General features: G+C 66.4%; 28 protein-coding genes. 14 read left to right on the top strand and 14 right to left on the bottom strand.

Annotated features, from left to right (window positions below; genetic code table 11):
- The first annotated feature begins 271 nt into the window (after positions 1 to 271).
- The 5 genes from ACQPZ2_RS06920 to ACQPZ2_RS06900 all read left to right on the top strand — a co-directional run bounded on the left by ACQPZ2_RS06920 (position 272) and on the right by ACQPZ2_RS06900 (position 5325).
- On the top strand, positions 272 to 3064 hold the full coding sequence (locus tag ACQPZ2_RS06920) for an ATP-binding protein (RefSeq protein ID WP_433524789.1): 2793 nt from the start codon (positions 272 to 274) through the stop codon (positions 3062 to 3064).
- Positions 3061 to 3468, top strand: a complete 408-nt coding sequence (locus ACQPZ2_RS06915) for a roadblock/LC7 domain-containing protein (protein WP_040695425.1) — start codon at positions 3061 to 3063, stop codon at positions 3466 to 3468. Before ACQPZ2_RS06920 ends, ACQPZ2_RS06915 begins: the two co-directional genes overlap by 4 nt.
- A 7-nt stretch (positions 3469 to 3475) precedes the next feature.
- Positions 3476 to 3850, top strand: a complete 375-nt coding sequence (locus ACQPZ2_RS06910; RefSeq protein WP_040695427.1) for a DUF742 domain-containing protein — start codon at positions 3476 to 3478, stop codon at positions 3848 to 3850.
- Positions 3851 to 3938: 88 nt separating this feature from the next.
- Complete coding sequence (locus ACQPZ2_RS06905; RefSeq protein WP_040695543.1) at positions 3939 to 4496, top strand: GTP-binding protein; 558 nt, start codon at positions 3939 to 3941, stop codon at positions 4494 to 4496.
- Entirely contained in the window at positions 4489 to 5325 is an 837-nt protein-coding gene (locus tag ACQPZ2_RS06900; protein ID WP_433524788.1) for an MHYT domain-containing protein, read from the top strand. Before ACQPZ2_RS06905 ends, ACQPZ2_RS06900 begins: the two co-directional genes overlap by 8 nt.
- A 33-nt stretch (positions 5326 to 5358) precedes the next feature.
- Here the strand turns inward: ACQPZ2_RS06900 and ACQPZ2_RS06895 are convergent, their stop codons facing one another.
- The gene (locus tag ACQPZ2_RS06895) at positions 5359 to 5733 is read right to left on the bottom strand and encodes a VOC family protein (protein ID WP_433527346.1); all 375 of its coding nucleotides are present in this window, start codon (positions 5731 to 5733) and stop codon (positions 5359 to 5361) included.
- 195 nt (positions 5734 to 5928) lie between these two features.
- Here ACQPZ2_RS06895 and ACQPZ2_RS06890 point away from each other — a divergent pair, with 195 nt between their 5' ends.
- On the top strand, positions 5929 to 6954 hold the full coding sequence (locus ACQPZ2_RS06890) for a glycoside hydrolase domain-containing protein (RefSeq protein ID WP_433524787.1): 1026 nt from the start codon (positions 5929 to 5931) through the stop codon (positions 6952 to 6954).
- Between the two features lie 360 nt (positions 6955 to 7314).
- Positions 7315 to 7539 carry a hypothetical protein gene (locus ACQPZ2_RS06885; protein WP_040695430.1) on the top strand — a complete coding sequence of 75 codons (225 nt, stop codon included), beginning with the start codon at positions 7315 to 7317 and terminating at the stop codon, positions 7537 to 7539.
- A gap of 231 nt (positions 7540 to 7770) precedes the next feature.
- Here the strand turns inward: ACQPZ2_RS06885 and rpmF are convergent, their stop codons facing one another.
- From rpmF to mrf, 3 genes are read right to left on the bottom strand one after another with little or no spacing between them, the layout of a single operon-like run.
- The gene (rpmF, locus tag ACQPZ2_RS06880; RefSeq protein ID WP_433524786.1) at positions 7771 to 7944 is read right to left on the bottom strand and encodes a 50S ribosomal protein L32; all 174 of its coding nucleotides are present in this window, start codon (positions 7942 to 7944) and stop codon (positions 7771 to 7773) included.
- A 1-nt stretch (position 7945) separates the two neighbouring features.
- Complete coding sequence (locus ACQPZ2_RS06875) at positions 7946 to 8221, bottom strand: type B 50S ribosomal protein L31 (protein ID WP_433524785.1); 276 nt, start codon at positions 8219 to 8221, stop codon at positions 7946 to 7948.
- Positions 8218 to 9537 (bottom strand): ribosome hibernation factor-recruiting GTPase MRF, encoded by a 1320-nt coding sequence (gene mrf, locus ACQPZ2_RS06870; RefSeq protein WP_433524784.1) that lies wholly within the window; start codon positions 9535 to 9537, stop codon positions 8218 to 8220. Before mrf ends, ACQPZ2_RS06875 begins: the two co-directional genes overlap by 4 nt.
- 102 nt (positions 9538 to 9639) lie before the next feature.
- Here mrf and rpmB point away from each other — a divergent pair, with 102 nt between their 5' ends.
- Genes rpmB through rpsR form a run of 4 tightly spaced genes read left to right on the top strand, consistent with a single transcriptional unit; the run spans position 9640 to position 10650 of the window.
- Positions 9640 to 9876 (top strand): 50S ribosomal protein L28, encoded by a 237-nt coding sequence (rpmB, locus tag ACQPZ2_RS06865; protein WP_063036843.1) that lies wholly within the window; start codon positions 9640 to 9642, stop codon positions 9874 to 9876.
- Positions 9877 to 9886: 10 nt separating this feature from the next.
- Entirely contained in the window at positions 9887 to 10057 is a 171-nt protein-coding gene (gene rpmG / locus ACQPZ2_RS06860) for a 50S ribosomal protein L33 (protein ID WP_040695436.1), read from the top strand.
- A complete protein-coding gene (gene rpsN / locus ACQPZ2_RS06855; protein ID WP_063036845.1) occupies positions 10057 to 10362 on the top strand; it encodes a 30S ribosomal protein S14 in 306 nt (101 codons plus the stop codon). Before rpmG ends, rpsN begins: the two co-directional genes overlap by 1 nt.
- 33 nt (positions 10363 to 10395) lie before the next feature.
- Positions 10396 to 10650: a 30S ribosomal protein S18 gene (gene rpsR / locus ACQPZ2_RS06850; protein ID WP_040695439.1), complete on the top strand. Its 255-nt coding sequence runs from the start codon at positions 10396 to 10398 to the stop codon at positions 10648 to 10650.
- 60 nt (positions 10651 to 10710) lie between these two features.
- Here rpsR and ACQPZ2_RS06845 read toward each other — a convergent pair whose 3' ends face one another.
- Positions 10711 to 11289: a LysM peptidoglycan-binding domain-containing protein gene (locus ACQPZ2_RS06845; RefSeq protein ID WP_433524783.1), complete on the bottom strand. Its 579-nt coding sequence runs from the start codon at positions 11287 to 11289 to the stop codon at positions 10711 to 10713.
- Between the two features lie 245 nt (positions 11290 to 11534).
- Here ACQPZ2_RS06845 and ACQPZ2_RS06840 point away from each other — a divergent pair, with 245 nt between their 5' ends.
- Positions 11535 to 11987 (top strand): hypothetical protein, encoded by a 453-nt coding sequence (locus ACQPZ2_RS06840; RefSeq protein WP_433524782.1) that lies wholly within the window; start codon positions 11535 to 11537, stop codon positions 11985 to 11987.
- Here ACQPZ2_RS06840 and ACQPZ2_RS06835 read toward each other — a convergent pair.
- The 7 genes from ACQPZ2_RS06835 to ACQPZ2_RS06805 form a co-directional block, all read right to left on the bottom strand.
- The gene (locus tag ACQPZ2_RS06835; RefSeq protein WP_433524781.1) at positions 11984 to 13537 is read right to left on the bottom strand and encodes a family 20 glycosylhydrolase; all 1554 of its coding nucleotides are present in this window, start codon (positions 13535 to 13537) and stop codon (positions 11984 to 11986) included. The genes ACQPZ2_RS06840 and ACQPZ2_RS06835 overlap by 4 nt on opposite strands.
- Before the next feature lie 100 nt (positions 13538 to 13637).
- Complete coding sequence (gene purH, locus ACQPZ2_RS06830) at positions 13638 to 15212, bottom strand: bifunctional phosphoribosylaminoimidazolecarboxamide formyltransferase/IMP cyclohydrolase (protein ID WP_433524780.1); 1575 nt, start codon at positions 15210 to 15212, stop codon at positions 13638 to 13640.
- Positions 15209 to 15901 carry a phosphoribosylglycinamide formyltransferase gene (gene purN, locus ACQPZ2_RS06825; RefSeq protein WP_433524779.1) on the bottom strand — a complete coding sequence of 231 codons (693 nt, stop codon included), beginning with the start codon at positions 15899 to 15901 and terminating at the stop codon, positions 15209 to 15211. The genes purH and purN overlap by 4 nt, the downstream gene beginning before the upstream one ends.
- Before the next feature lie 66 nt (positions 15902 to 15967).
- Entirely contained in the window at positions 15968 to 17518 is a 1551-nt protein-coding gene (locus ACQPZ2_RS06820; RefSeq protein ID WP_433524778.1) for a cell division protein PerM, read from the bottom strand.
- A gap of 83 nt (positions 17519 to 17601) precedes the next feature.
- A complete protein-coding gene (locus ACQPZ2_RS06815) occupies positions 17602 to 18645 on the bottom strand; it encodes a DUF5336 domain-containing protein (protein WP_433524777.1) in 1044 nt (347 codons plus the stop codon).
- Positions 18646 to 18892: 247 nt separating this feature from the next.
- Positions 18893 to 19150 (bottom strand): hypothetical protein, encoded by a 258-nt coding sequence (locus tag ACQPZ2_RS06810; RefSeq protein WP_433524776.1) that lies wholly within the window; start codon positions 19148 to 19150, stop codon positions 18893 to 18895.
- 82 nt (positions 19151 to 19232) lie between these two features.
- Positions 19233 to 22397, bottom strand: a complete 3165-nt coding sequence (locus tag ACQPZ2_RS06805) for an AfsR/SARP family transcriptional regulator (RefSeq protein ID WP_433524775.1) — start codon at positions 22395 to 22397, stop codon at positions 19233 to 19235.
- A gap of 294 nt (positions 22398 to 22691) precedes the next feature.
- Here ACQPZ2_RS06805 and ACQPZ2_RS06800 point away from each other — a divergent pair, with 294 nt between their 5' ends.
- The gene (locus ACQPZ2_RS06800) at positions 22692 to 23324 is read left to right on the top strand and encodes a Uma2 family endonuclease (RefSeq protein ID WP_433524774.1); all 633 of its coding nucleotides are present in this window, start codon (positions 22692 to 22694) and stop codon (positions 23322 to 23324) included.
- Between the two features lie 89 nt (positions 23325 to 23413).
- Positions 23414 to 24358 carry an undecaprenyl-diphosphate phosphatase gene (locus ACQPZ2_RS06795; protein ID WP_433524773.1) on the top strand — a complete coding sequence of 315 codons (945 nt, stop codon included), beginning with the start codon at positions 23414 to 23416 and terminating at the stop codon, positions 24356 to 24358.
- A gap of 57 nt (positions 24359 to 24415) precedes the next feature.
- Here ACQPZ2_RS06795 and sucD read toward each other — a convergent pair whose 3' ends face one another.
- Together sucD and sucC are read right to left on the bottom strand one after the other, a co-directional pair.
- Positions 24416 to 25330, bottom strand: coding sequence for a succinate--CoA ligase subunit alpha (gene sucD / locus ACQPZ2_RS06790; RefSeq protein WP_364340945.1), 915 nt, complete (start codon positions 25328 to 25330; stop codon positions 24416 to 24418).
- A gap of 11 nt (positions 25331 to 25341) precedes the next feature.
- A complete protein-coding gene (gene sucC / locus ACQPZ2_RS06785) occupies positions 25342 to 26508 on the bottom strand; it encodes an ADP-forming succinate--CoA ligase subunit beta (protein ID WP_063036868.1) in 1167 nt (388 codons plus the stop codon).
- Positions 26509 to 26657 lie beyond the last annotated feature (149 nt).

Below are 26657 nucleotides of genomic sequence, written 5' to 3'. Positions count from 1 at the left end.
CTGGACGAGCGACCAGCAGGTTTGTGATCACGTACAGATCTCGACGGAATCCGGCAACCGTTTTGGGCGACGAAAGCCGTTCTGAGTAGCCATATTCGAGTGAATTACAGAGCGACTGCCCCAGATTGCCGTTAGTCACTCTGCGCGGTATGTTCCCTGCGGTAAAAAGAAGACCTCTAGTTGGTTCTCAGCGGGTTGAATCAAAACCGAACAGCCACGCGCCATCCGGGGGCACACGTGCAAGCTCGTGAAGCGGAGGCAACGGAAGCGGATGGAAGCTGCACCGCGGTCCTGGCAATTCAGTCTGTCCAACTGGTCGGTCACTCGCAAGGTTGGCATCGTGCTGGTCCTGCCCGTGCTGCTGGCCACCGTCTTCGCCGTGCTCCGCATCAACAACGAACTGCGTACGATGTCGCAGTTGGACGCGGCGACCGAACAGGTCATCATCATTCGCCCGATCGTCAAGTTCGGCACGGCCACCGAACAACTCGCGGTCGCGGCGACCGCCTCCTGGGGTAACACCGCGGATCCGGCGACCGACGCGGCATTGACGAAATTCGATCAGGCGCTCGCCGATCTCGAGGCCGGAATGCACACCACCAAGGTGAGCACCCGGGTCACCTCCGAATTGGCCTCGGCCGTCGCCACCGGCACCACCATGCGCAATAGCCTGCGCAACGGATCGCCGATGATGGTCGGTGAGCAGGCCGACGAGATCGCGGTTCGGATCGGCAACGCGTTCGCGCTGTCGCCCTCGGTCGAGGACCTCAACATCCAGCGCTACTTCCTGCAGATCGGCGCGATCCAGAACGCCCGGCGGGTACTCACCCAGCAGCGCATGATGATCGGCTCCCCCGATGCCGGCCGCAATCCGAGCGTGCGCGCGAAGGTGCTCATCTCGGCGGGCGCCGAGATGACCATGATCAACACCTACGGCATCATCCTGCTGGACAATGCGCCGAATATGCGGCCGCTACTGGACGCGGTCGGCGTCCGCCTCGGCGCGTTCAGTCAGAACGTCGGGGATCCGACATCGAATCCGGCCGTACTGGATTCACTACAGGCCAGCTCGGACACCTACGAGAAGACGACCAATTCCCTCGCCGACACCATCGATAAGGCGCTGGCGCATCGGACCACCGAGGCGCAGACCGGTGCGCTGCGCGAGACCACGATCGTCATCGGCATGCTGCTGGCCGGTCTTGCGCTGGCCCTCGCCGTCGCGCGCACCCTGGTCGTCCCGGTGCGCAGGCTACGCCGCGACGCGCTCGAGGTCGCGCACGTCAAGCTGCCCGACGAACTCGCGGTGGTGCGCAGCGGTGGCGCCACCCCGGAGATCACCCCGGTCGGCGTGCACACCACCGACGAGGTCGGCCAGCTGGCCCGCGCCGTCGACGAAATCCACGAGCAGGCGCTCAATCTCGCCGCCGATCAGGCCCGACTGCGGCTGCAGATCGGGAATATGTTCGAAACCCTTTCCCGCCGTAGCCAATCCCTCGTCGAACAGCAGCTGTCACTGATCGAGGATCTGGAACACGATGAGGACAATGCCGAACGGCTACAGAGCCTGTTCCGCCTCGACCACCTCGCCACCCGCATGCGCCGCAACGGCGACAACCTGCTGGTGCTCGCCGGTACCGCGCTGCGCCGCGGTCAACTACATCCGGTGCCGCTATCGGACATGCTCTGGAGTGCGGTCTCCCAGGTGGAGGATTACCAGCGGGTCGAGATCGGCGCGGTGCCCGACGGCATCGTCGCCGGTGAGCCCGCTGTCGATATCGAACATCTGCTGGCCGAACTGATCGATAACGCGCTGCGCTACTCCCCGCCGACCACACCGGTTGCGGTGATGGTGGCGCGCGCGGTCGACGGCGGCTATCTGATCGAGATCACCGACCGCGGCCTCGGCATGTCACTCGAGGATCTGCAGCTCACCAACGACCGGCTGGCCTCCGGTGGTGAGGTCACCGTCGAAACCGCCCGCCGCATGGGCCTTTTCGTCGTCGGCCGACTCGCCAAGCGGCACACCATCACGGTGAGCCTGCGCCGCACCTCGACCATGGCGCAGCAGCCCGGCATCACCGCGAGTGTGCACCTGCCCGGCGCACTGGTCGCGCCGCCGCTCGATGCGACCGATCCGAACCAGCGGGCCATCGAAGCCCAGGTCATGGCCGCGTTGCCCGCCCCCTCGCAACAACAGCCGCCGCGCACGCTGGTGCCGGTGCCGAGCCTGCCACAGCGTGAACCATCGCGCTTCGCGGTCACCAGTTCCGGTCTCCCGCAACGTCGTCCGACCATGCGCGTCGCCGACGCGCCTGAAGTACCGATACCCGGCGATGATCACACCGAAACCTCGGTCGATGTATTCGCCGAGAATCCGGGCAGCCGCCGCGGCGACGACGACCGGTCCCGCATCGCGCCGTTCGGGCCGCCGACCCCGACGGATGAGCCTGCCACCGGACCGAATTCGGTCATCGACGTGGAACCACAGGTGCCCCTCGGCGCGGTCACCGATATGTGGGCCGAACAGCCCGACGAGCCGGTGGACACCGGATCGAACCCGATCGTCTCCCGTGAGCCCGCCGAGCCGTATCAGACCGCCGTCCTGCGGCCGACGCTGCCGACCAGAAAGCCCGCCGCCGCAACGGAACCCGAGCCGACCTCGACTCGACTACAGCCGGTCTCGGCCGACGCCGCGACCAACACCTCGACTCGACTACAGCCCGTGCAGGGCGAAACGCCCACCCCGATCTATCAGCGGATGGTCTCGGAGTGGTTGGTCGAGCCCGCGACGGCACAACCCTCGCCCTCGGCATGGACCTCCCCCGCCGACGCGGGCTGGACGGCCGCCGAGCAGGCCAGCCATCCGACCGCCGACGCGCGCACCGTCGGCGGACTGCCGATCCGCAGGCCCGGAGCGCAATTGGTGCCCGGCGGCCTCGCGCCGGTCGAGGAACCGGGCGTACGCGATCCGGAGGAGATCCGGAACAACTTGACCAGGCATCTCAGTGGGGTCCGCAGCGGGCGGGCCGAAGCGCAGTACAACGACGGAGGGCTTGTATGACCAACCCGAACAGCACCACGGACGAGAACCTCAACTGGCTGGTTGCCCGCTTCACCAAGGATGTGCCCGGAGTGTCGCACGCGGTGCTGGTGACGGCGGACGGTCTGCTGCAGGCGACCAGCCCGAATCTACCCGCGGACCGCGCTGAACAGCTTTCAGCGGTCACCGCGGGTCTGGCCAGCCTCGCCACCGGAGCGGCATCGCTGTTCGACGGCGGCAAGGTGATGCAGTCGATCGTGGAGATGCAGCGCGGCTACCTGTTGGTGATGAGCGTCGGCAACGGGTCGCACCTGGCCGTGCTCGCCAACAAGTCGCACGACATCGGTCGGATCGGCTACGAAATGGCCCTGCTCGTCGACCGCGTGGGCACGGTGGTCACGGCCACCGCCCGGACAGCAGTCTGATCCAACGATGTCGAGTCCATTCGGCCACGGACCGAACCGGCCGACCACCCGCGTCAGACCGTATGCCCTGACCTCCGGGCGTACCGAACCCGCGGTCGACCTACCGCTCGAAGCGGTTATCGAAACCCTGTCGTACACTGCGCATCTCGATTGGCCGGCGGGCGATCTGCGCACCGAGATCCTGCGGCTGGGCACGCACCGGCTGTCGGTCGCCGAGATCGCCGCCCACCTGGATCGACCGCTCGGCATGGTCCGGGTCATGGTCGGTGACCTCGTCGTCGACGGCGCGCTGCGCGTGCATTCGACACTGACCGACGAGGCGAGCTTCGACGAGCGCCGTTCCCTTATGGAGAGGACTTTGCGTGGACTCCGTGCCCTATAGGCAAGGCGGAAATTACGGGCAGCCCGGCAACTCCGGATCCGGCAATACCGGACCCGCCGATGCCGACACCCGCGTCGCCTCGACCAAGATCGTGGTCGCGGGCGGCTTCGGGGCAGGCAAGACGACCTTCGTCGGCGCGGTATCGGAGATCGTTCCCCTACGCACCGAGGCAATGGTGACCCGCTTTTCCGACGGTATCGACGATCTCGCCGATACCCCGGATAAGGAAACCACCACGGTCGCAATGGATTTCGGCCGCATCATCCTGCCCGGCAACCTGGTGCTCTATCTATTCGGCACGCCGGGCCAGCGCCGCTTCTGGTTCATGTGGGACGACCTGATCCGCGGCGCCATCGGCGCGGTGGTGCTCATCGACACCCGACGGCTGGAAGACAGCTTCGCCGCCGTGGACTTCTTCGAGGCGCGCAAGCTGCCGTTCCTGATCGCGGTCAACCGCTTTCCGGACGCGCCCCGCTTCCCGATCGCCGAACTGCGCGAGGCGCTTTCGGTGCGTGAGGGGGTACCCATCGTGGATATCGATGCGCGCAATGCCATGGAGGTCCGCCAGGCGCTGGCGGCCGTCACCGAATACGCGATCGCCCAACTGAAGGCGCTCGAATTGGAAGGAACCGCTCGACATGCATGACGTCCGGTTGTTCGCCGCGGCGGACAACGGCGCAGTGGTGGACCAGTTCTCCATGGGGTACTGGGTCGCCGCACTCTCCTTCGGTGTTTCGGTGCTCGGCGCCGTGGTCGGGCTGGCCTGTGTACTACACGCGGCGCGATCGTCGCGGTTCCGGTTGGTGTGGGTGACCTCGGCCGCGGTGGCGGTCGGCGGCGTCGGGGTCTGGTTGTCGACCTCGGTCGCGCTGCTCGGCCTCGATATTTCGGGTACCGCGGCGCGCTTCGACGGCGGCAAGATGATCGCGGCGATGGTGACCGCGTTCGTCGCGGTATTCGTCGCGCTGATCATCATCGGCCGTCGGCTGCAACTGGTCCGGCTCATCCCGGGCGGGCTGGTCATGGGATTCGGCATCGGTCTCACCCTGTATCTGGGGATCGGGTCCATTCGCATCCGGGGCTCGATCGATATATCCCCGTGGCTCGCGGCGGTCGCGATGGCGGTCGCGGTGCTCACCGGTGTGGGCACGCTGTGGTCGTTCCAGGCGCTGCACGGTCTGCTCGCGCGGGCGGCCACGGTGCTGCTGTTCGCCGCCGGTGTGGCGGGCATGTACTACGCCGGGGTCGCGGCCATCGACCCGAACATCGATATCACCGCGAAGGCACCGGACGGACTCACGCTGTTCGAATTCGTCTTCCCGATGTTCGTCATCGGATCGCTCGCGCTGACGGTCCCGATCAGCGCGGTACTCATCGCACCGGACCGGCGCGAGACGGCGGCTGCGCTCGAGGCCAAGCGCCGGTCCGAGCTGCGGTCGGACCGGCTCCGGTCCGAGCTCCAGTCGGTGCGCTGAGCCTGCTGGAGCTCGCTGCCGATCGGCCGAGGGTCAGGCTTTGGGTGTCGGCATCTCGCCGACGGTCTTGCTCGGATCGATGATGCCGATCGCCTCGCCCTGCGGACCGGCGATGACGGCTGAGCGTCCGGCAGGTGAATCCGCGATCGCCTGCAGCACCCGGCCACCCAATTCCGTTGCCTTGGCGACACCGGCGTCCACATCGTCGTGCTGGAACCACACCAGCCAGTACGAGGGCATACCGTCGGCGGGCTTACTGGACTGGTCGGCTATGCCACCGACGCCCTCGGTTCTGGCGGGCGGGGTGAACACCACGTAGTCGGCGTCGCCGAAGTCGAATTCGGTGTAGCTGAAGCCGAATACGTCGGCGTAGAACTTCTTCGCCGACTCGATATCGCGGGTGTGCAGTTCGTTCCAGCCGTAGGCGCCGTGCTCGTTGTAGACGGCCGCGCCGTTGTGCCCCGTCGCGTACGGGCATCGGTCATCTCCGTTTCCAGTGAACAGGCACCTCCAGGGACCTGGTCAACCACGGGGCGCCGACAGTTTCGGCGGGTTCGGCGATGCCGCCGATTTCGGCCCACGACACCCCCTACAGTGAGAGATATGCGTTTGGGGCTGGACTACGCAGGGGGCCGTCCCGGCGGCGCGGCCATTCGAGCGGCCGGTTTCGATTTCGTCGTGCGCTATCTCTCCGATGGTGGTCCGACCCTGCCCGGCAAGCAGTTGACCCCGGCCGAGGCCGACGACCTGCGGGCCAACGGCATCTCCATCGTGTCGAACTGGGAGACCACCGCGGCCAGGATGCTGGACGGCTACGGTGCCGGAATAGTCGATGCCCGTGCGGGTTCGGCGCACGTGCTGCGCTGTGGCGGGCGGTCGGATCGGCCGATCTACTTTTCCGCGGATTTCGATTCGACACCGCAGGAACAGGTGGCGATCAACGCCTATCTCGAAGGCGCGGCCACCGTGCTCGGCGCCGCGAATGTGGGTATCTACGGCGGGTTCTGGTCGATCAGCCGGGCGCTGGACGCGGGCGTCGCGGCTTGGTCGTGGCAGACCGGTGCCTGGTCGGGCACCAATGTGGAGACCAGGCGCAATATCCATCAGACATTGCGGCAGGTGGTCGTCGGTGGCGTGCTCTGCGATGTAAACGAAGCCGAGACAATCGATTTCGGTCAGTGGGACTTCGTACAGGAGGAACCGGATGTGACGCCGGAACAAGAGGCAGTGCTGCGCGATATCCAGATCCAGCTGCGCGGTCCGGAGCTGTCCGGCTGGCCGCAACTCGGCACCGATGCGGAGGGCCGCTATCGCACGCTGGTGGACGGCGTGGCGGCGGCGCTGCAGCGGATCAAGGAGCTGGAGGACGAATCTGCCGATTTGCGTACGCAAATCGGCGAATTGCGCACGGAGATCAGCGAACTCGAAGCCACCACCGCGGATCTGGTGGAAGAGGTCAAGCGGTTGGACGGACCGCATTGGCCGTGGCCGCTCTCGCTGATCGAGGGTCCGGCCGACTTCGTGGGTGAGCAACTGGCCCGGCTGGAGTCTCTATTGCCGGACTTGCCAGGTCGGCCCAGTGGCCGGGAAGTGGGGAAATCGGCAGAGAGGCCGGAAGTTTGGCGATGAGCGGGTTCCCGGAGATCCGGTGAACCGGGGGTTCCGAGAACCCGCCCTCTCGGATGAGGGTACCGGCGCGAGAGCACGAAATCATCACTGCGCCAGGACTTTTACGGATACGAAAAACCAACTCACAGTACGTAATTGATTAATGAGCTACCATGTCGCAATCATAGACACGGAAAACTTCCATGTGACACGATCTATTTGGGTAGCTATTGGATTGCTACGGTCTCGAGCGGTTCCGATCCGAGACCGGCATCGAGCCATTCCGGTCGATCGACCATCGACCCAGCGCGTTCCGTCCCGTACCAGCAGCGCACGAGTTATCGTCAGCTTGCACATACCGGTTCGTACGAAGGAGTTCGCATGACCGTAAACGTGGTGCTCGACAAGGCGCTCGACAAGGAATTCGAGAACAAGTCGCTGAAGGACATCCTCTCCGCCCCGCCGTCGGCGCTGGCGGGCCTCACCCCGGCGCACGATAAGCAGCTGCTGGAGGCCCTGAAAATCAAGACCATCGCCGACCTCGGCAACAACAAGTTCTTCCAGCTCGCCGCCACCTTGGTGCAGCTCGCCGAAAAAGAGGGCTGAGTTCGATTTGCCGCGCCTGCGGCGCGGCGTGTTCGCGGCCCCCTGGTGTCTCGCGTCCGAGCCTTTCGAGCGACCTGCAAGCAGTCGCCAGCGGCGCCGTCGAGACATACGACTGCGTCGTATGCGCTTCGACGACTCGGCTGTGTTCGATGGCCGCGCCTTCGGCGCGGACGCGAGACGGGCCGCGAACTCCTCGCTCGTAAGACTCGCTCCGTTGTGGTTACGAGGGCGTCAGATTCGCCCTGGATCGACGAGTCCGCGTTTGACCGCCTGCACCAAACGGCGCGGCACCTTGTGTACAACCCCGCCGACACTGACCGGCACCAGGTCCGGCGGGGTGGCCTTCCACTGCGAGCGACGGCTGCGGGTATTCGACCGCGACATCCTGCGCTTGGGCACCGCCATATCAGCCCTCCCCTCGTGAGGGCCGGGACGAGGCCCGTCTGCCGTATTTGCGCTCGAACTTCTCCACCCGGCCCTGGGTATCCAGCACGCGGTGCGCGCCGGTCCAGAACGGGTGCGAATCGGAGGTGACGTCCACGACCAGCAGCGGATAGACATTGCCGTCTTCCCACTCGACGGTGCGTGCGCTGGTGGCGGTGGACCGGGTGAGGAACCGCTTTCCGGTACTCGAATCCTCGAACACCACAGGGTGGTAGTCCGGATGTATGCCAGTCTTCATTTCGCTTCTCCTCCAGGGCTTTTCGTCTGACCATCGATCGGCAGGCCGGTGGATTCGCAGGGGTCGGCATGCCATTCGCCGAAGGGGTCCTCCCACTGCGCGACCCGCTCGGGTGCGCGTTCCACCAGGCGCAGTTCGTCGTCCTCGACCAGCGCCCAGTGCAGGGCCTGCCGGATCTCGGCCGGGTCCGCGTCACAGGCCAGGACAACCAGCGAAATATCGCGGTCGCCGAACTGCTCGTCCCAGCGCAGCGCGGCCATGGCCCGGCGCGTGGGGTCGGCCTGTGCCAGCTCGCTCGGACTCATGGCGGCCAGCCACGGTCCCGCGCCGCCGACGCGCAATCCGCCGCCCGCAGATTCCAGCCACACCACCTCGTTCGGCTGGGTGGCCAGCCACATCCGTCCCCGTGCGGTCACGACGCCGTCGAAGAGCACGTCGAGGGCCTCGTGCAGGCGAGCCGGATGGAACGGGCGGCTCGCGGCGAATTCGACCAGGACGACACCGTATTCGGCGCCGAGCGGCGGCTGGCCGCGCAACAGCGGCGCATGGGCATCGAAGACGCGGCCGCGCCGCGATTGGACCGGAATGCGTGCGAGCAGTGCCTCGACATCGGCCGAGTCGAGCAGATCGATATCGTCGATCCAGGCCACCGGTGCTTCGGGCGCGAGCCGGGACAGCACCGCGGCGAGCCGCGCCCGATCGAGGGGATCGCCGGTACTACCGTGTGCCACAACGGCATCCGCGAAGTCGACCTGACCGACCGCCACCTGGGCCACGGTCCGGTCGTCGGCGGCGGTCGTCGGCCCACGCTCGGCGAGGGTGTCCTCGCCGGTGGCATCGGCCAACCAGGTTCGCGCGTCCACACAGGTGAGCACGGCCTCGACTCGCACATCGCGCCCGGCCGGGCCGTCGACACGTCCGACCACACCGGTGACGACGATATTCTCGATCGCCCGGCATACCGCATCCGCCTCGAAGGCCGAATCCAGCTCCAGCACAATGCGATCCACCGAGCCACGGGCCGTGAGCGCGCACAGCAGCGGCAGCAGATCGATGCGCAGGGTGCAGGAGACGCAGCCGTGCGCCAATTCGAGCACGGTCGAGGTCTCCTGCTCGCCGATGCGCACCGCGCGATGCACGATGCCCTCGCCGAGTCCGCTCAGGTCGTGGCGGATGGTGACGGTGCCCGGCGTCTCGCGCAGTGCGGCGGCCAGTCGTGCCACACCCGCCGCGGCCGCTCCGGAGCATCCGGCGAGCACCACGACGGGGGTTCTCCGGTCGGACTGCCTCCCGGGTGGGGGTAGGGCGGGTTCCACGCAACCTTCCTTTCGATAACGATTTTCATTTGCTGTCAGGCAACGGTACATTGTCGAACAGCCGTTGTCGAAAATGATTGTCAAATACTGGAAGGAGTCCGCATGTCGGCCCACTGCCAGGTCACCGGGCGCAAGCCGGGATTCGGCAAGTCCGTATCGCACTCGCACAAGCGGACGAGCCGGCGCTGGAATCCCAATGTCCAGCGCAAGACCTATTACCTGCCCAGCGAGGACCGGCGCATCACGCTGAACGTCTCCGCCAAGGGCATCAAGACCATCGACCGGGACGGGATCGAGGCCGTGGTGGCCCGGATCCGAGCCCGCGGCGACAAGATCTGACAGGAGCGCCATGGCCTCGAAATCGACCGAGATCCGGCCGATCATCAAGCTGAAATCCACTGCGGGAACCGGATATACGTACGTCACGCGGAAGAACCGGCGCAACGATCCGGACCGCATGGTGTTGCGCAAATACGATCCGGTGGTGCGCAGGCACGTCGACTTCCGCGAGGAGCGCTGATGGCCAAGAAGTCGAAGATCGCCCGCAATGAACAGCGCAAGGAGATCGTCGCCCGCCATGCGGCGCGGCGCGCGGAGCTCAAGGAACTGATCCGCAAGCCGACCACCTCCGAGGAAGCCCGCGCAGCGGCACAGTCGGCGCTACAGCGGCTGCCCCGCGATGCCAGTCCGGTACGATTGCGCAATCGGGACGCCGCGGACGGACGACCGCGCGGTCATCTCCGGAAGTTCGGACTCTCCCGCGTACGTGTACGCGAGATGGCCCATCGGGGTGAACTCCCCGGTGTGCACAAATCGAGCTGGTAGACAACCACTGATCTCGAGAAGGAAACCCGTCACATGGCAGTCAAGCGAGCACCCTCGAAGAAGGTTCGCGCCGAGCAGGCCCGTCGCCCGAAGAAGAACCCGCTGATCGCGGCGGGCGTCGAGACGGTCGATTACAAGGACGTCAACCTGCTGCGCACCTTCATCTCCGACCGCGGCAAGATCCGCAGCCGCCGGGTCACCGGGCTCACCCCGCAGCAGCAGCGCCAAGTCGCCGTCGCGGTGAAGAACGCCCGCGAGATGGCACTTCTGCCGTTCACCAGCCGGTAGACACCGACCCGGAAGGGCCCCGAAGCTGAAGCAGCCTCGGGGCCCTTCGTCGTCAGCACGTCACGGGATGGTGAGCACCTGGCCGGGGTTGATGGCATCCGGGTTGTCGATGCCGCTGGCGTCCGCGATCTCCTGGTAGCGGTTGCCGTCGCCGTAGAAGCGCTCGGCGATCGCCCACAGGGTGTCGCCCGGCTCGACCGTGTAGGTCTGCGCGGCCGGCGGCGGTGGCGGAACCTCTTCGGCGGCGGGCGCGGCGGCCTGCTCGGCAACCGGCTCGGGCTCCGGTTCCGGGGCGGGCAGCGGGTTGTCGGTCTGGGTGTCCGAGGCCCACAGCGCGCTGCCGTCCGTGCCGTACAGCACCACATTGCGATCGGCCTGCACGGTCAGCCGGTCCGCTTCCCGGCCATTGGTTTCGGTGGCCCAGGCCGCGCCCTCACCCTTGTAGAGCACGAAGTTGCCGTCCTCCTGCAGGACGGCCCGCTCGACACCTTGATCGTGAGTCAGGGTGGACCACACGACATTTCCATCCGGTTCCGACAGCACCAGATTGCCATCGGGCTGCAGGGTCAGGGTGTACGCACCGCCGACCAGAGTCTGGCCGAGCCCGAGTTCTTCACCTACGCGCAGCGTGTCGCCCACGTTCTTCCTTTCGAAGGTTTACTGTGCCAAGCATTCCGACTCGATGCGTGCGCTCGGCGCGCATCGGCCCCCGAATGTACTGTGCGGGCGAGCGGCGCGGAGGTATTACGCGCAGGCTTAGCCGAATGTTCACTGTGTGGGCTTCACCGCTCTATCATCTTGTCGCACAAATCGACACAATCGTTCGCCTGGTTTGCTGGTGCGGTTCGGCTCGGTGCTTCGACGCGTGGATTAGGGTGGTCGGTATGTATCGGATGTCGCGAGTTCGGCCCGCCGCAGTCGCCGTCGCTTTGTTCGTCGGCCTCGCCGTCACCGCATGCGGTGGCTCCGATAACGGTGGGACACAAGGGAAGACAACGAGTGCGGCGAAGAGCACGCCGACCGAGGGTACACCCGCAGACGCGGGCCGGATGTTCGTCGCCGATCCGACGATCGTTGGCGCGCATCCGATTCCGTTCACGTCCTGGTCACGGGTGGCCGATGATCGGATCGCGGTCAACTTCGAAACCGGATCACCGGAGTGCTACGGCGTGGATGCCGGGGTGACCGAGACCGATTCGACGGTCACCGTGGAACTGCGCTCCGGTACGCGCGCCGATGCCGTCGGCCGAATGTGCACCATGATCGCGGTTTTCGGCACCCTCGAGGTGCCGCTGAAGGCTCCACTCGGCGGCCGACAGGTCCTCAGCGCGGTCTAGACGGGTTCGGCGACCGCGTCCGCGAGGGCGGCGAATTCCAGGTAGGTTACGGGTTTGGCTGGGCCCCAGGTCTTTTGCGCCATGACGCGCAACGGCATCGTGATCGATGCGGCTATCCGGGCCGGAGTTTGTGCGGTCGGATCGTCACACCATACGTGTAGACCGGAGCCGAGATTGCTCGCGTTCTGGTCCGGAGCCAGTCGGGTGCCGTCCACGAAAAGTGTTGGGTCCCATAGCTCGTAGGCCAGTGGGGCGGGAATATTGCCGATGGTGGCCGGTCGGCCGGTCACATAGTACGTGGGCGTGAAGGCCGCATTTTTCACCTGATGTCCGGTGGCGATGAGATCCGATGCGGTGCGCGCATTTCCGAAGAACGGCAGGGGCAGTTGCGGGATGCCCGCGCGGCTCCAGAAGTCGATGACGATATCGCGGTCGGGAGTGATGGTTCCCTCGCCGGTGTGCAGTCCGTCGTTCCAGATGCGTGGACGTTTGCCGTGGGCGCGCACGATTTCGGCGCCCCAGTTGATCAGGCCGAGGTAGGCGTCGACCGGTTGGGCCTGCGGGCCGTAGGTGGCGCGGGCGTATTCGCCAAGTTGCGGGTATTCGTCCATGGAAACGACGCGGGTGCCCTGCAATAGAAACTCGTCTGCGCCGAGATGCCAATAGCGGCCGGGGAATTGGGGCAGGAATTCCTCCAGGATGTCGCGCATCAAGTCGTAGCTTCGCGGGTTCGAGATATCGATGGCGGAGTCCGAGACGACTCCGGCCGCGCTACGCAGCTTCAACTCAGGGTGCGCCGCGAGGATTCCGTTCATATGGCCAGGGAAATCCACCTCCGGCACGATCTCGACCTGATAGCGCGCCGCGTATTCGATCAGATCGTGCATGTCTTGCTTCGAATAGTGTTCCGGCGCAGTGATTTCCGGATGACTTACGCTCTCGAGCCGAAAGCCGAAGGTGTCCGAGAAGTGCAGGTGCAGCAGGTTGAGTTTGAGCTGGGCCATGCGCCGGATCTGATCGCGCAGCATATCGACCGGCATGAATTCGCGGCCGACATCGAGCATGAGTGAGCGTTCGCGGTAGTCGGGCCAATCCGTCACGGTGCCGCCGGGAATAGTGGTGTTCCTGCGCAGCATCTGCAGTGCGGACCTGGTGGCGTAGAAGGTTCCGGCCGTGTCCGAGCCCTGGAGATCGAGCGTGTCGCCGACCGCTATCCGGTACGACTCCGGAGCGTTCGGCGCGCCGACGACCGGACCGTTCCGCAGCACGACGTCACCCGGACCGCCGGACGAACCGGACTGTGCCACAACATCATTGCCGGTAACAGCGCGTAGGCCGTCCGCAAGATCCACTGCGGCGTCGCGCAGCCCGTCTCCGGCATACAGCACTCGCGCATGTACGCCGAGTGTGAACCCGGTACCACCGGGAGTCCAGCTCTTCACCGACGGAACCGTCAGCGGTGCGGCCTGTTCGGCACGCGCCTGGGGCTGGGCGACAAGCGCCACGGCCGCCATAGCCACCACACCGGATACCACCGCACGAGTCGCCATACCGGTCACTCTACGAAAACCGTCCTGCTCTGCCCGGCAGTCGACTCATGACACGCAAAGAGGGCGGGAACCGGTGGCTCCTGCCCTCTTCAGGGATAACTCAGTGCGCGAAGTGGCGAGATCCCGTCAGGTAGAGGGTGACTCCCGCCTCACGGGCCAGATCGATGGTGTCCTGGTCGCGGACCGAGCCGCCGGGCTGCACAATGGCCCGGATACCGGCCTGGATGAGCTGCTGCGGGCCGTCGGAGAACGGGAAGAACGCATCCGATGCGGCGACCGAACCCTTGGCGCGGTCACCGGCACGCTGCACCGCGAGACCCACCGCGTCGACCCGGTTGACCTGGCCCATGCCGACGCCGACCGAGGCGCCGTCGTGGGCGAGCAGGATGGCATTGGACTTCACGGCACGGCAGGCGCGCCAAGCGAACTCGAGATCGGCAAGGGTTTCCGAATCGGCCGCCTCACCCGCCACCAGGGTCCAGTTCTCCGGGTTGTCGCCAGGGGCGTCGAGGATATCGCGGCTCTGCAGCAGTGCGCCGCCGCTGATCGGGCGCAGCTCCGCACCGGCGCGCCGCGGCGGCTCGGCGACCAGGATGCGCACATTCTTCTTGCGCTGCAACACCTCGACGGCGCCATCGGCATACGACGGTGCGACGATTACCTCGGTGAAGATATCGGCGACCTGCTCGGCCATCTCCACGCTGATCTCACCGTTGGCCGCGATCACACCGCCGTAGGCGCTCACCGGATCGCATGCGTGCGCCTTGCGGTGCGCCTCGGCGAGATCCGCGCCGATCGCGATGCCACAGGGGTTGGCGTGCTTGATGATCGCGACCGCCGGTGCCGAATGGTCGTAGGCGGCGCGCCAGGCGGCGTCGGCATCGGTGTAGTTGTTGTACGACATTTCCTTGCCGTGCAACTGCTTCGCCTGCGCCAGGCCCCGGCTGCCGTCGTTCTGGGTGTACAGCGCGGCGGCCTGATGCGGGTTCTCGCCGTAGCGCAGCACCGAGGCGCGCTCCCAGGAGCCGCCGATCCAGCTCGGGAACTGCTGTGCGGCAGCCTCATTCGACTCGACAGCCGGGGCGAGCACGCTGGTCATCCAGCTCGCGACCGCGACGTCATAGCTTGCGGTGTGCTGGAATGCCTTGGCCGCCAACGCGGTCCGCTCGGGCAGAGTGAAGCCGCCCGCCCGCACCGCCGCCAGTACGTCGTCGTAGTCGCCGCTGTCGACGACCACCGCGACCGACGGATGGTTCTTGGCGGCCGCGCGCACCATGGACGGACCGCCGATATCGATCTGCTCGACGCATTCGTCATTGCTCGCACCGCTGGCCACGGTCTGGGTGAACGGGTACAGATTCACCACCACGAGCTGGAAGGCCTCGACGCCGAGCTCGACCAACTGGTCGACGTGTTCGGCCTTGCGGGTATCGGCGAGGATGCCTGCGTGCACCCGCGGGTGCAGGGTCTTGACCCGGCCGTCCAGGGTCTCCGGGAATCCGGTCAGATCCTCGACCTTGGTCACCGGGATGCCCGCGTCGGCGATCTTGCCCGCCGTCGAACCGGTCGAAACCAGTTCGATACCGGCGGCGTTCAGTCCGGTCGCGAGTTCGATCAGCCCCGTCTTGTCGTAGACGCTGATCAGCGCCCTGTGAATCCCCTTACGCTCACTCACCGAAGTACCCGCTCATCTGGAATTACTGCCTTTCGTCCGTCGGAGACAATGCCTCTGGTGGCGACGGCGGCGACAATCTCCGCCAGCAACCGTCGCTCGACAACCTTGATGCGCTCGTGCAGCGTGGCCTCGTCGTCATCGTCTAGCACCGGCACCGCCTCCTGGGCCAGGATCGGTCCGGTATCGATGCCGGAATCGACCAGGTGCACGGTCGAACCGGTGACCTTCACCCCGTAGGCGAGTGCGTCGCGGACCCCGTGCGCGCCCGGGAATGCGGGCAGCAGCGCGGGGTGGGTATTGATGATCCGGCCGCCGTAGCGAGCCAGGAAGACCGGGCCGAGGATCTTCATGAATCCGGCCGAGACCACCAGATCGGGTTCATAGGCGGCGACCGCATCGGTCAGCGCGACATCCCAGGCGGCGCGATCCGGGAAATCTTTCACGGCCATCCGGAAGGCCGGAATCCCCGCGGCGGCCGCGTGTTCGGTGGCCTGGCAGACGCGGTCCACGCCGACGGCGACGACAGTCGCGGGATACTCCGGAGCGGCGGCGGCCTCGATGAGGGCGCGCAGCAGGGAACCGGTGCCAGAGGCCAGCACGACGACGGTTGCCGGGGTCGCGGATGGGACCCACGGGGCATTCGAGGACGGCTGGGGGTCGGCAGCCGGCGGAGCCGGCGGGGTGGGCAAGCTCAGCGGTCTACTCCTGCATGTCGGTCGAAAGGGTGGAGGCGGTGTTACACCGCCAGGTAAAGCCTAACGACCGTCCACCCGGTCACTTTCCGGCAGGTCCGCCTCGACCACTTCGGCATCGACGATGTCGGGGAAGGTATTGCTGCCCGCGGCGCCCGAGGTGGCGATGGCGGGCTGCTCGTCGACCAGTTCGCCGTCGAGTTCCACGTCGAAGTCGGGACCGGCGTAGTCCTCGTATTCGTCGTCGTAGTCGTCGTACTGCTCGTCCTCGTAATGGTCGTCGTAGTGGTCGCGGTCTTCGTAGTCGTCGTCTTCGTAGTAGTCGTCGTAATCCGCGTCCTCGTCGTCGTACCCGGTCACCGGCGCGCCGATGGGAACGACAACCCAACGCGCGAACACCAGACCCACATATCCGGTTACGGCCAACCAGCCGAAGGCCACCACCGCGAAAATCGGCAGGTCGAGCCCGAACTGCCCGAACGTTCCGAGGTCGCCGCCCGCCACCACGCCGAGCAGTACCAACGTCACGGTCGCCACCCCGGCTGAGGTCAGCGTCGCCCACGGCGCGGCCGCGCGGTCGTGGGAGGTCCTTCCGATATCGAGCCCGCCGAGCATTCCTACCGCGGCCGGAATCAACAGCAGCACCGGCCACCAGCCTTGGGCGGGTCCGGTCGGCACTGCCGCCATGAGCGGAACGGCCGGAATCGGGCCGCCGACAACGGAAAACACGCCGATCGACGCATCTCCGAATTGCGCGCCGGAGCCGACGAGGACGCCGACCGTCGCGATCACCACATTCGGCAGATACGCCAGCGAGAGCAGGATCAGCCCGAGCACACCCGCCGCATTGCCCGCGGTGTGAAAGGTGTCACCGATGCGCGACCAGTGCGCGAGGAAGGACACGATGACGACCGCGGTGGCGCAGGTCAGCAGGCGTACGACTGTCCGACCCGCGCCGAATGCGCCCGCGATCGCCCAGTCCGGCAATCGCAGCATGGTGAACAGCCGACGCCGACTCCGGCTCGCGATGCCACCGACCGCGGCGACCAGATGCACTGCGCCGACCCAGCCGAAGGCAGCCAGCGTATTCGGCGGCTGCAATGCCACGACACCGGAGGCGTCCTCGGCGACCGCCAGACAGACGGCAGTGACCAGCAGCGGCCCGGACAGCGCCGCACCGACGATCCAGCCGAGATCGGCGCGTGAACTGTCCGGCTCGACCGCGCGGGCACAATCACGACCGGTCGCCCAGACCAGCAGCCCGGTCGGCAGCAGCGGTAGGAGTTCGAGCGAGGTTTTGCCGATCATCAGCGGAACCTGGTGTGCCGCAAGCCAACCCGCGGCGATCGCACCCGAGGTGCCGGTCAGGTTACTGCCCGAGGACAGTAGGGCGGCCAGCATGAGGACGACGACGGCGACGAGCGCGTAGGTCGTCGGCCGGGCCGCGACCAGGAGCAGCACGCGGGCGCGCTCGGGGGTCAGCGATAGAAATCCGGCCTCGTCGAAAAAGTCCGCGGATGTGCGCGGCGTCGATCGGTCGCTCCGCGCCGAACGTTCCGGCGCGCCGCGGGACTCGGCGGTCCGGCGAACAAGAGAGGATCTCGAGGAGCTCATGGAAATTCAGCGTGGCAGCTCCCCCGGCGCGAGCGGGTCAGGCGCGCCGACCCGTTCTGGGGCGCGCCGGGAGAGCCGACGAACTATTTGTTCTCGTCCGGACGGAATGCGTGGGTGGCGTCCGAGGACGGGTCCGAACCGGATTCACCGCCGAACGGCTGGTTCTGCTGACCCTGCTGACCCTGACCGAAACCCGGTGTGCCGTACTGCTGTCCGGACTGCGGGGTCCCGAAGTGCTGGGTGGCACTCTCATCCGGGCGCGGCTGCGCGGCGGGCGACGAACCGTAGGGCGAGCCCTGCTGCGCCGCACCGTATCCGGGCTGCTGACCATAGGCGGGCGGCTGCTGGCCGTAGGACGGCTGCTGGCCCTGGCCGTAGGTCGGCTGGCTCGGCTGACTCTGACCGTAGGGCTGCTGCGACTGGTACTGCGGGGCGCCCTGGCCGTACTGACCCGGCTGGCTCTGGCCGAACTGACCCGGCTGACCGTACTGGCTCGGCTGCCCCTGACCGAAGGCTGAGGGCTGCCCCTGTCCGAACGCACCCTGCTGGCCGTAACCGCCGGAACCGAAACCGCTCGGCGGGGCCTGCGGAGTGGCGGGCTTGGGTGCGGGCGGGGTCAGGATGCCGGATTCGAAGAGCACGGCGACGACCGCGACGGCCGTCTGCACGAGCGCGAGGAATAGCAGCACGTACGCGCCCCACTTCAGCTCGACGTTCAGATCGTCGGGCGTGGTGAAGGACAGGAACAGCGTCCCGAGGAAACCGGCCGCGGATGCCGCGGCCGCGGCGCCGGTCCAATTCTGCTTGGGCAGCAACGAAAGTCCGGCGAGCAGGCCGCCGAGCAGCAGGATGGCCAGCAGTCCCGCCGCGCCAAAATACTGGAAGAGACTGAGCGTGTCATTACCCTCGACCGTGACACCACGCACTTCCCGCGGCTTCTGGCCGAAGAACGGGAGGAAGCCGAGCAGGAAGTTGATCACACCGAGCGCGGCGACACCGACCACCAGGAAATACGGCAGGCCCTTCGCGGTGGACTCGGTGCCGGTACCAGCCGATTGGCCGGAGCTTGCAGGTGCGGGTGGCGTCGCGGGTGCGTTGTACCCGGAGCCCCCGGTCGGGTATGACATGGTGGTCGTCTCCTAGGTCGAGTCGTACGTCGTCTGAACGGCTGGATCTCTACCTGACGCTACTGCACTCGCTTGCCCGGGTCACCCTTGACCAACTGGCCGGTCGGCCGAAAAATGGCGCATACGCTGGTCCTTTGCGGATCTGCGCCGACCGATAACAATTCTGCGCTACCACCTCCGATGGGAACGCACTTCGGCCAGGAGCAAGCTGCTCCGGGCCGAATCCCCTCCTGTGCGCCCCAAGTGATCAGCGGGGCACGACATACCAGGCGCCGTAGCTGCCGACGCAGTCGAAGTCCTGCCATTCGCCGGTACGGATGCCCTCGTTGCCGCGAGCGAGGCACTGGTGTTCGTATTCGAAAGGGCCGAGGTTGCCCGGCTGGGCCTGGGCCGATCCGGTGCCGAACGGGCCGGCTACGGCGGGGGCGATGCCGCCGATGAAGCCGGCGACGGTGAGGGCGGCGATGGCCGCGATGCGGGCGGGGCGGATGCGATTCATGCTCATTGTCTGCGCCTTTTCTCTGGTTGGTTCCTTTGGCGATGACCAGAGTCCCGTGCGGCCGTCTCAGCGCGATTTCATCCGCATTTCACGAGGTAGTGCCCGGTTTTTCGAGTCTGTTGAGATAGCGCTGCCAGCCGAAACCACTGGTCTGGTAGGCGGACCGAGTGCGCTCGACCAACTCGCCGTCCGGGTCGCCTCGGACATGCCGCAGCGCGACTTCGATCGCGCGGGCGGCGAGTGCAGGGACGCCGCCGGGAGCCGCCGCGTCGTGTTCCGCGAGCAGTCCTGCGGCCTCGTCGAATTCGCCCTTGGCGATGAGGACGTCGGCGAGTTCGAGCCGGGCCAGACCGGCCTCCTCTTCGTGGGCCAGGGCGGAGCGGCAATAGGATTCGGCGGCGTCGAGTTGTCCGGCGGCCAGCGCTACCGCGGCACGGGTGAGGTCGTTGAGCGGCAGGATCTGTCGATCGTCGAGGCGGCGGGCGTAGCGGTCGGATTCTTCGACCATCGCGAGTGCGTCCTCGGTGCGGCCCAGATCGAGCAGCGCCTTGGCCTGATTGCTCAAGCCACGGGAGAGGCTGTGCTCGTCGCCATTGGCCCGGTCGACCTCGGTGGAGCGCTGATACGCGGCGAGTGCGCCTGCCGCGTCACCCGAATACAACAGTGCGGTGCCGAGTGCGTCGGCGAAGGATGAGGCCTGGGTGACGCGCACCGCCAGCCGCTCCCCCTCGCGCAGGCGCTCGACCGCCTCCGGGAGTCTGGCCCGTTCGATATCGACGATGCCCTGGTAGTAGCGCACGGTCTGGGCGAGTTCGATGTCGTCCAGCGGCACGGCGAGTTCGCTTGCTCTGGCCAATTGTGCTGCGGCGGAATCGAAGTCGCCGGTCATCAGGGTGTGGAAGCCGTAATGACTCAGCGCCTGCGCCAATTCGGCCTGCGAAGTGTCGGCGGGCAGTGACTCGATCAGTGCCCCGTAGTGGCGTCGAGCCTCGCGGAACCAGGCCCTGGCCAGCCAGGGGACGTGCATTGCGGTGGCGAGTCGTAAACCGGCGGCGGCTCTCGGTGTTCCGGGTGCGTTTTCGAGCGCGGCCAGAATATTCGGCCATTCGGCGAACACCGCGGCCACGGATTCGGCCGTTGCGAAATCGTCGGGCTCGCCGATGTCGCGCACCAGATCGAGACACCAGGCCACGTGCCGGGCACGTAGCGGATCGATCTCGTGGGTTTGCGCCAGTTGTGCGAGTGCGTAGTCGCGGACGGTCTCCAAGAGTACGAATCGTCTTGTCGCACCGTAGTTCTGGACCGTCACCAAGCTTCGGTTCACCAGATCCGCGAGTGCGGGCGCGATATCGCCGTCTTCGAGATCCGCTGCGGGCGTCACAGCTTCGGCCGCCTCCAGCGTGCACCCGCCCGCGAATACCCCGAGCCTGCGCAGGACCGCCCGCTCCCGTTCGGCCAGCAGTTCATAACTCCAATCCAGGGCCACCCGCAGACTCGTATGCCGCCCTCCCCCGGCATCCCGCGCCCCGCCGACCAACAGCCGCACCCGATCATCGATGCGCTGCGCGAGTTGCGAAATCGTGAGCGTCCGAGTGAGACCTGCGGCCAATTCGATCCCCAGTGGCAGCCAATCCACCGCCGCGCAGATCCGTACCAGTTCCGCTCGCTCATCGACGGTGACCAAACCGTGCAATCCGGCACGTTCGGTGAACAGTGCGACGCCATTGCCACGTTCCAGCGGACCCAGCGGATAGATCGACTCGCCCGCCACTCCCAGTGCTCGCTGCGAAGTGATCAAGATGCTGGAACCGGCTGCGGCAGTCGCCAATTCAGCAACCGGCTCGATCAGGTGCTCGGCATTGTCGAGGATCAACAAGACTTGCTGCGCGTTACCGCTGGCGGCGGCCGAATTCGTCGACGCCATGAGGTCATGCAGTGCACGCGAGTCGCCCCGCGCATGCGACGGATCAAGCGCGCCGTCTCCGCGCGCACCCGAACCACCTCGGATGCCCGAGTCATTCGACGGACCCGCATTTGCGCGCTCGGGGTCACGCGAATCACCCATCGCTGCCGCAGCACCTGGCGCGCCCGAATCCCCGCGAGCACCGGAATCATCTGCGGTTCCCGAAGTACCCAGCGCCGCAACGATTCCCGGCAATGGGTCGTCGGGGTCGATCGGAATGTCTTCGGTCAGGCCATTTGTCTCGAGTACTGCGAGGACCGCGGGCAGCACGTCCTCGGCTCGGGCCAGGGGTGCCAGTTCGACGAAGGCGACCGGGCGGCCGGAGTTGGCGGCGGCGCGGGCGAGTTCGGCTGCGAGGCGGGACTTTCCGCTGCCTGCGACGCCGACCAGGGTGGTCAGGCCGGGTTCGGTGAGGCGGGTGCCGAGGGTGTCGAATTCGCGGCCGCGGCCGATAAAACTGGTCGCCGGGGCCGAGACGACCGGGTCAGGGTGGGGTGCGTCGGTTGCTGGTTCGGTAGCGACGGGGGTTGTGGGGATCGGTGCGGCATTCGTGGGACGCAGGGTCGGATCGTGGTCGAGGATGCGCAGTTCCAGCGCGGCTGTCTCCGGTGCCGGGTCGACACCGAGTTCGTCGGCGAGATTCCGGCGCAGGCGGGCCAGCCGGTCGAGTGCGTCCGCTTGCCGCCCAGTGCGATACAGCGCCAATGCCAGCAGACCCGAGAGCGGCTCGTGCAGCGGATAACGCGCCACCAGGCCGGTCAGCTCGGTGACGACCTCCCCCGCCGCGCCCAATTCCAGATTGGCCTCCAGCCCTGCCACGGTCAGCGACAGGCGCCAATCATCGAGCCGATCCCCCTCGGCCGCCGCATACGCAACGCTGCGCAGATCGGCCAGCGCGGCTCCACGCCACAACCCCAGCGCCTCTCGCGCGGCCGCCGCGACAACGGCATGGTCACCAGCCCGGCGCGCGGCATACAGCCGCTGCGCCGCCGCCTCCGCGGTCACCAGATCCGATGCCCTCGAGCTCGCGTGATATCCGGCAGGCGTCCGTCCGATGACCTCCGCATGCGCCCCGAGCGCCGCCCGCAGCCGCGAAACCACCACCCGCAGCCGCTGCACCGGCCGCTCGACGTCCGCACCCCACAGATCCTCGGCCAGCCGCCCATCCGGAACCGGCACACCGTTCGCCAACGCCAACCGCACCAGCAACGCACGCTCCAGTTGCCGATCGATGGCGACAATGTCTTCGCCTGCCCAAAACTGCACTGGGCCCAACACCAGCACATCCACGCCACACAGCATGTCAGTGGCGGGGCACCAGTGCCCAGCCGCCGCTCCGACCTGGCAACCATCGCCACCGGGCAGGGTATCCCTAGCAGTTGTAGCGGCTTCAGTGTCATGCCTGCGCCACGCTGCGCCCGGCCCGCTCAGCGTCCCCATTCGAGACCAGGTCACTCAGCCGGGGACCCTCGGTCCCAAATATGGATGCGATCATTGGTCTGCGTGCACGCTAATGTTTTGTGTGCACGCAAAACCGGGTACTTCCCCACGGCGCACAAGGCGACAAGGCACGGAGGCGGATCGATGACAGTCGAAATGGTGCCGATCCCGCACGGGCGGCCGATCAGCGTGCGAGAATTCGACGCTCTGCCGACCGACACCAGCCATCGTTACGAGATCGAGAACGGACTCTTGCTCGTGAACGCTCGCCCCGCGCCTCCCCATAGCCGCGCCATCATGAGGCTGGTCTTTCAGCTCGATGGTCAGTTGCCCCCGGGATGGGAAGCCTTCGCCGAAATCGAGGCGGAGCTGCCCGTCGGACGCTCCCAGCGGCGAGTGCCCGATATCGTCGTCACGCAGGTCGACATCGACTCGCAGGCACGTATCCGCAGTGAGCAGATCGCACTGGCCATCGAAATCGCTTCCTCGGACGAGTCGGCAGTTCGCGACTATGCGACCAAAGCAGGCGAGTACGCCGCCAATGGCATTCCGCACTACTGGGTGATCGACATCGTGGATCTCGAATCGATCGGCTTGACGGTGTACCGCTTGAACAATGACACCGGCAAATACGAGATCGCACCACGTATGACCGGTGTCGTGCAGCTCGAGTCTCCGCTTCCGCTCACCATCGATCTCGACATGCTGGCGGGGCCACGACGCGACAGCGGAGCCGGATCGGCCGGGGCGACCGCAGCGATCCAGACCACCGACTGAAACCCCCACTGCGACAAGCATTCCAAAACGGACACAGGTCTGTTTCAGGGCGGTGTCGTGGCGGGTTGGGCGTGCCAAGCTGTCAGGCGATGCTCACCTACACCCAAGCCGTTGTTATCGGCGCACTGCAAGGCATAACCGAACTGTTCCCGATTTCCAGCCTGGGTCATTCCGTTTTGGCGCCCGCGTGGCTGGGTGGGTCCTGGAGCGATCTGGTCACCCAGGGCGATTCCGATTCCGGCACACCGTATCTCGCCTTCGTGGTCGGGCTGCATGTGGCGACGGCGATCGCGCTGCTGGTGTTCTACCGGCGCGACTGGGTCGAGATCGTGACCGGTTTCCTCACCACACTGCGCACCCGCCGGATCGAAACCTCGACACAGCGCCTGGCGTGGCTGGTGGTCCTGGCGACCGCGCCGGTCGGCGTTCTCGGGTTGCTGCTGGAACATCCGTTGCGCACCTTGTTCGCGAAACCCCTTGCGGCGGGCTTGTTTCTGACGTTGAACGGAGTCGTGCTCGTCACCGGTGAGGTAATGCGCCGCCGCAGCCAGCCGACGCTGTCCGACTATGGCCGCCGCTTCGCCGAGTCCGAGGCACGGGCCAAGGCCATCGAAGATGGATACTTCGTCGCGACGGCGGAGGAGGAGCCGACCGGCCTGGGCGATCTGTCGGCCAAGGACGCGTTGATCATCGGTGTCTCGCAGGCAGGCGCACTATGCGCGGGCATCAGCCGCTCCGGCATGACAATGGTCGGCGGCCTGCTGCGCGGTTTGGACCATGAGGACGCGGCGAAATTCGCCTTCCTGCTTGCCACTCCGGTCATTCTGGCGGCGGGCGTGCTGAAGCTGCCGACGCTGGCGGGTCCGCAGGGCGACGGCATTCTCGGTCAGGTGCTGGTCGGATCGATTGTCGCGGGCGGTGCGGCGTATCTGGCGGTCCGCTTCCTGGAGCGCTACTTCAAATCGAATTCACTGCTGCCGTTCGCGGTGTACAGCCTCGTCTTCGGAATCGCTTCGATAGTCCACTTCTTCTGACACAACGCCGAAGGCCGCCATCCCGATCGGGATGGCGGCCTTCGTTCGATCAGCGAATCAGGCGGTGACGCTTGCCTTCTCCAGGATCTCCCGCGCCAGCGCGGCGGTCTCGGACGGCGTCTTGCCGACCTTCACCCCGGCGGCCTCGAGCGCATCCTTCTTCGCCTGGGCGGTACCGGCCGAACCGGACACGATGGCGCCCGCGTGGCCCATGGTCTTGCCCTCGGGAGCGGTGAAGCCCGCGACGTAGCCGACGACCGGCTTGGTGACATTGGCCTTGATGTAGGCCGCGGCCCGCTCCTCGGCGTCGCCGCCGATCTCACCGATCATCACGATCAGCTTGGTCTCCGGGTCCTTCTCGAACGCCTCGATGGCGTCGATGTGGGTGGTGCCGATGACCGGGTCGCCGCCGATGCCGATGGCGGTGGAGAAGCCGAAGTCACGCAGCTCGTACATCATCTGGTAGGTCAGGGTGCCGGACTTCGACACCAGGCCGACCGGGCCCTTACCGGTGATGTTGGCCGGGGTGATGCCGACCAGCGACTCGCCGGGGGTGATGATGCCGGGGCAGTTCGGGCCGATGATCCGGGTCTTGTTGCCCTTCTCCACGTTGTAGGCCCACGCGTACGCGGTGTCCTGCACCGGAATGCCCTCGGTGATGACCACGAGCAGCGGGATCTCCGCGTCGATGGCCTCGATGATGGCATCCTTGGCGAACTTCGGCGGCACGAAGGCGATGGAGACGTCGGCGCCGGTCTCCTTGATGGCCTCGGCGACGCTGCCGAACACCGGCAGCTCGACCGCGTTGCCGTCCTTGTCGGTGTGCGCGACGGTGGTGCCCGCCTTGCGCGCATTGACGCCGCCCACGACCTGGGTGCCGGCCTTGAGCATCAGCGCGGTGTGCTTGGTGCCCTCACCGCCGGTGATGCCCTGGACGATGACCTTGGAATCCTTGTTGAGGAAGATAGACATTTCCGGTTTCCTTACTTGGCCGCTGCCAGTTCGGCGGCCTTGTCGGCGCCTTCGTCCATTGTCTGCGCAAGTGTGATCAGCGGATGCGCGGCATCGACGAGAATCTTGCGACCCTCGTCCACCTTGTTGCCGTCGAGACGGACGACCAGCGGCTTGTTCGCTTCGGCACCAAGGATTTCCAGCGCCTTCACGATGCCGTTGGCGACCGCGTCACAGGCGGTGATACCACCGAAAACATTGACGAACACGCTCTTGACCTGGGCATCACCCAGGATGACATCGAGGCCGGCGGCCATCACCTCGGCCGAGGCGCCACCACCGATGTCGAGGAAGTTGGCGGGCTTGACGCCGCCGTGGTTCTCGCCCGCGTAGGCGACCACGTCGAGGGTGGACATGACCAGACCCGCACCGTTGCCGATGATGCCGACCTCACCGTCGAGCTTGACGTAGTTGAGGTCGTTCTCCTTGGCCTTGAGCTCCAGGGGATCGGTGGCGTCCTTGTCCGCGAAGGCCTCGTGGTCCGCGTGGCGGAATTCGGCGTTCTCGTCCAGGGTGACCTTGCCGTCGAGCGCGAGGATCTCGTTGTCGGGGGTGCGGACCAGCGGGTTGACCTCCACCAGGGTGGCGTCCTCGCCGATGAACACCTCCCAGAGCTTCTGGATGGTCACGGCCGCGGCGTCGAGCACGTCGGCGGGCAGGTGGCCCTGCTCGGCGATCGAGCGGGCGAACGCGAGGTCGACACCCTTGACGGCGTCGACGGGCACCTTGGCGAGGCGCTCGGGCTTGGTCGCGGCGACCTCTTCGATCTCCATACCACCTTCGACCGAGCACATGGCCAGGTAGGTACGGTTGGAGCGGTCCAGGAGGAAGGAGATGTAGTACTCCTCCGCGATGTCCTTGGCTTCGGCGACAAGGATCTTCTTGGTGATGTGGCCCTTGATATCCAGGCCGATGATGTTCTGCGCGTGCGTGAACGCGTCGTCCGGAGTGGCGGCGAACTTGACGCCACCCGCCTTGCCGCGGCCACCGGCCTTCACCTGGGCCTTGATCATCACCGGCTTGCCGATTTCCGCCGCGATGGCGCGGGCGTCCTCGGCCGTGTCCGTGACGCGGCCCTCGGACGAAGGCACTCCGTGCTTAACGAAGAGCTCCTTCGCCTGATATTCGAAGAGATCCATGTACTCACCGTCTCGTCTGCGTTGTGATGACAACGTCTTTGTTGGCGGCCCGACGTCGGAAGCGGGTCGGGTCGGACTTTAACCAGTCACATGGAGGGCCAGACGGCCACGTTCATCCTAAGTGGCGCAGGTCACGGGGTGCCGCCCAG

Source organism: Nocardia pseudovaccinii (assembly GCF_050942345.1).
In the GTDB taxonomy this organism is placed as follows: Bacteria; Actinomycetota; Actinomycetes; order Mycobacteriales; family Mycobacteriaceae; genus Nocardia; species Nocardia pseudovaccinii.
The sequence above is the reverse complement of the archived record's forward strand: the minus strand, read 5'-3'. Positions and strand labels throughout refer to the sequence as shown.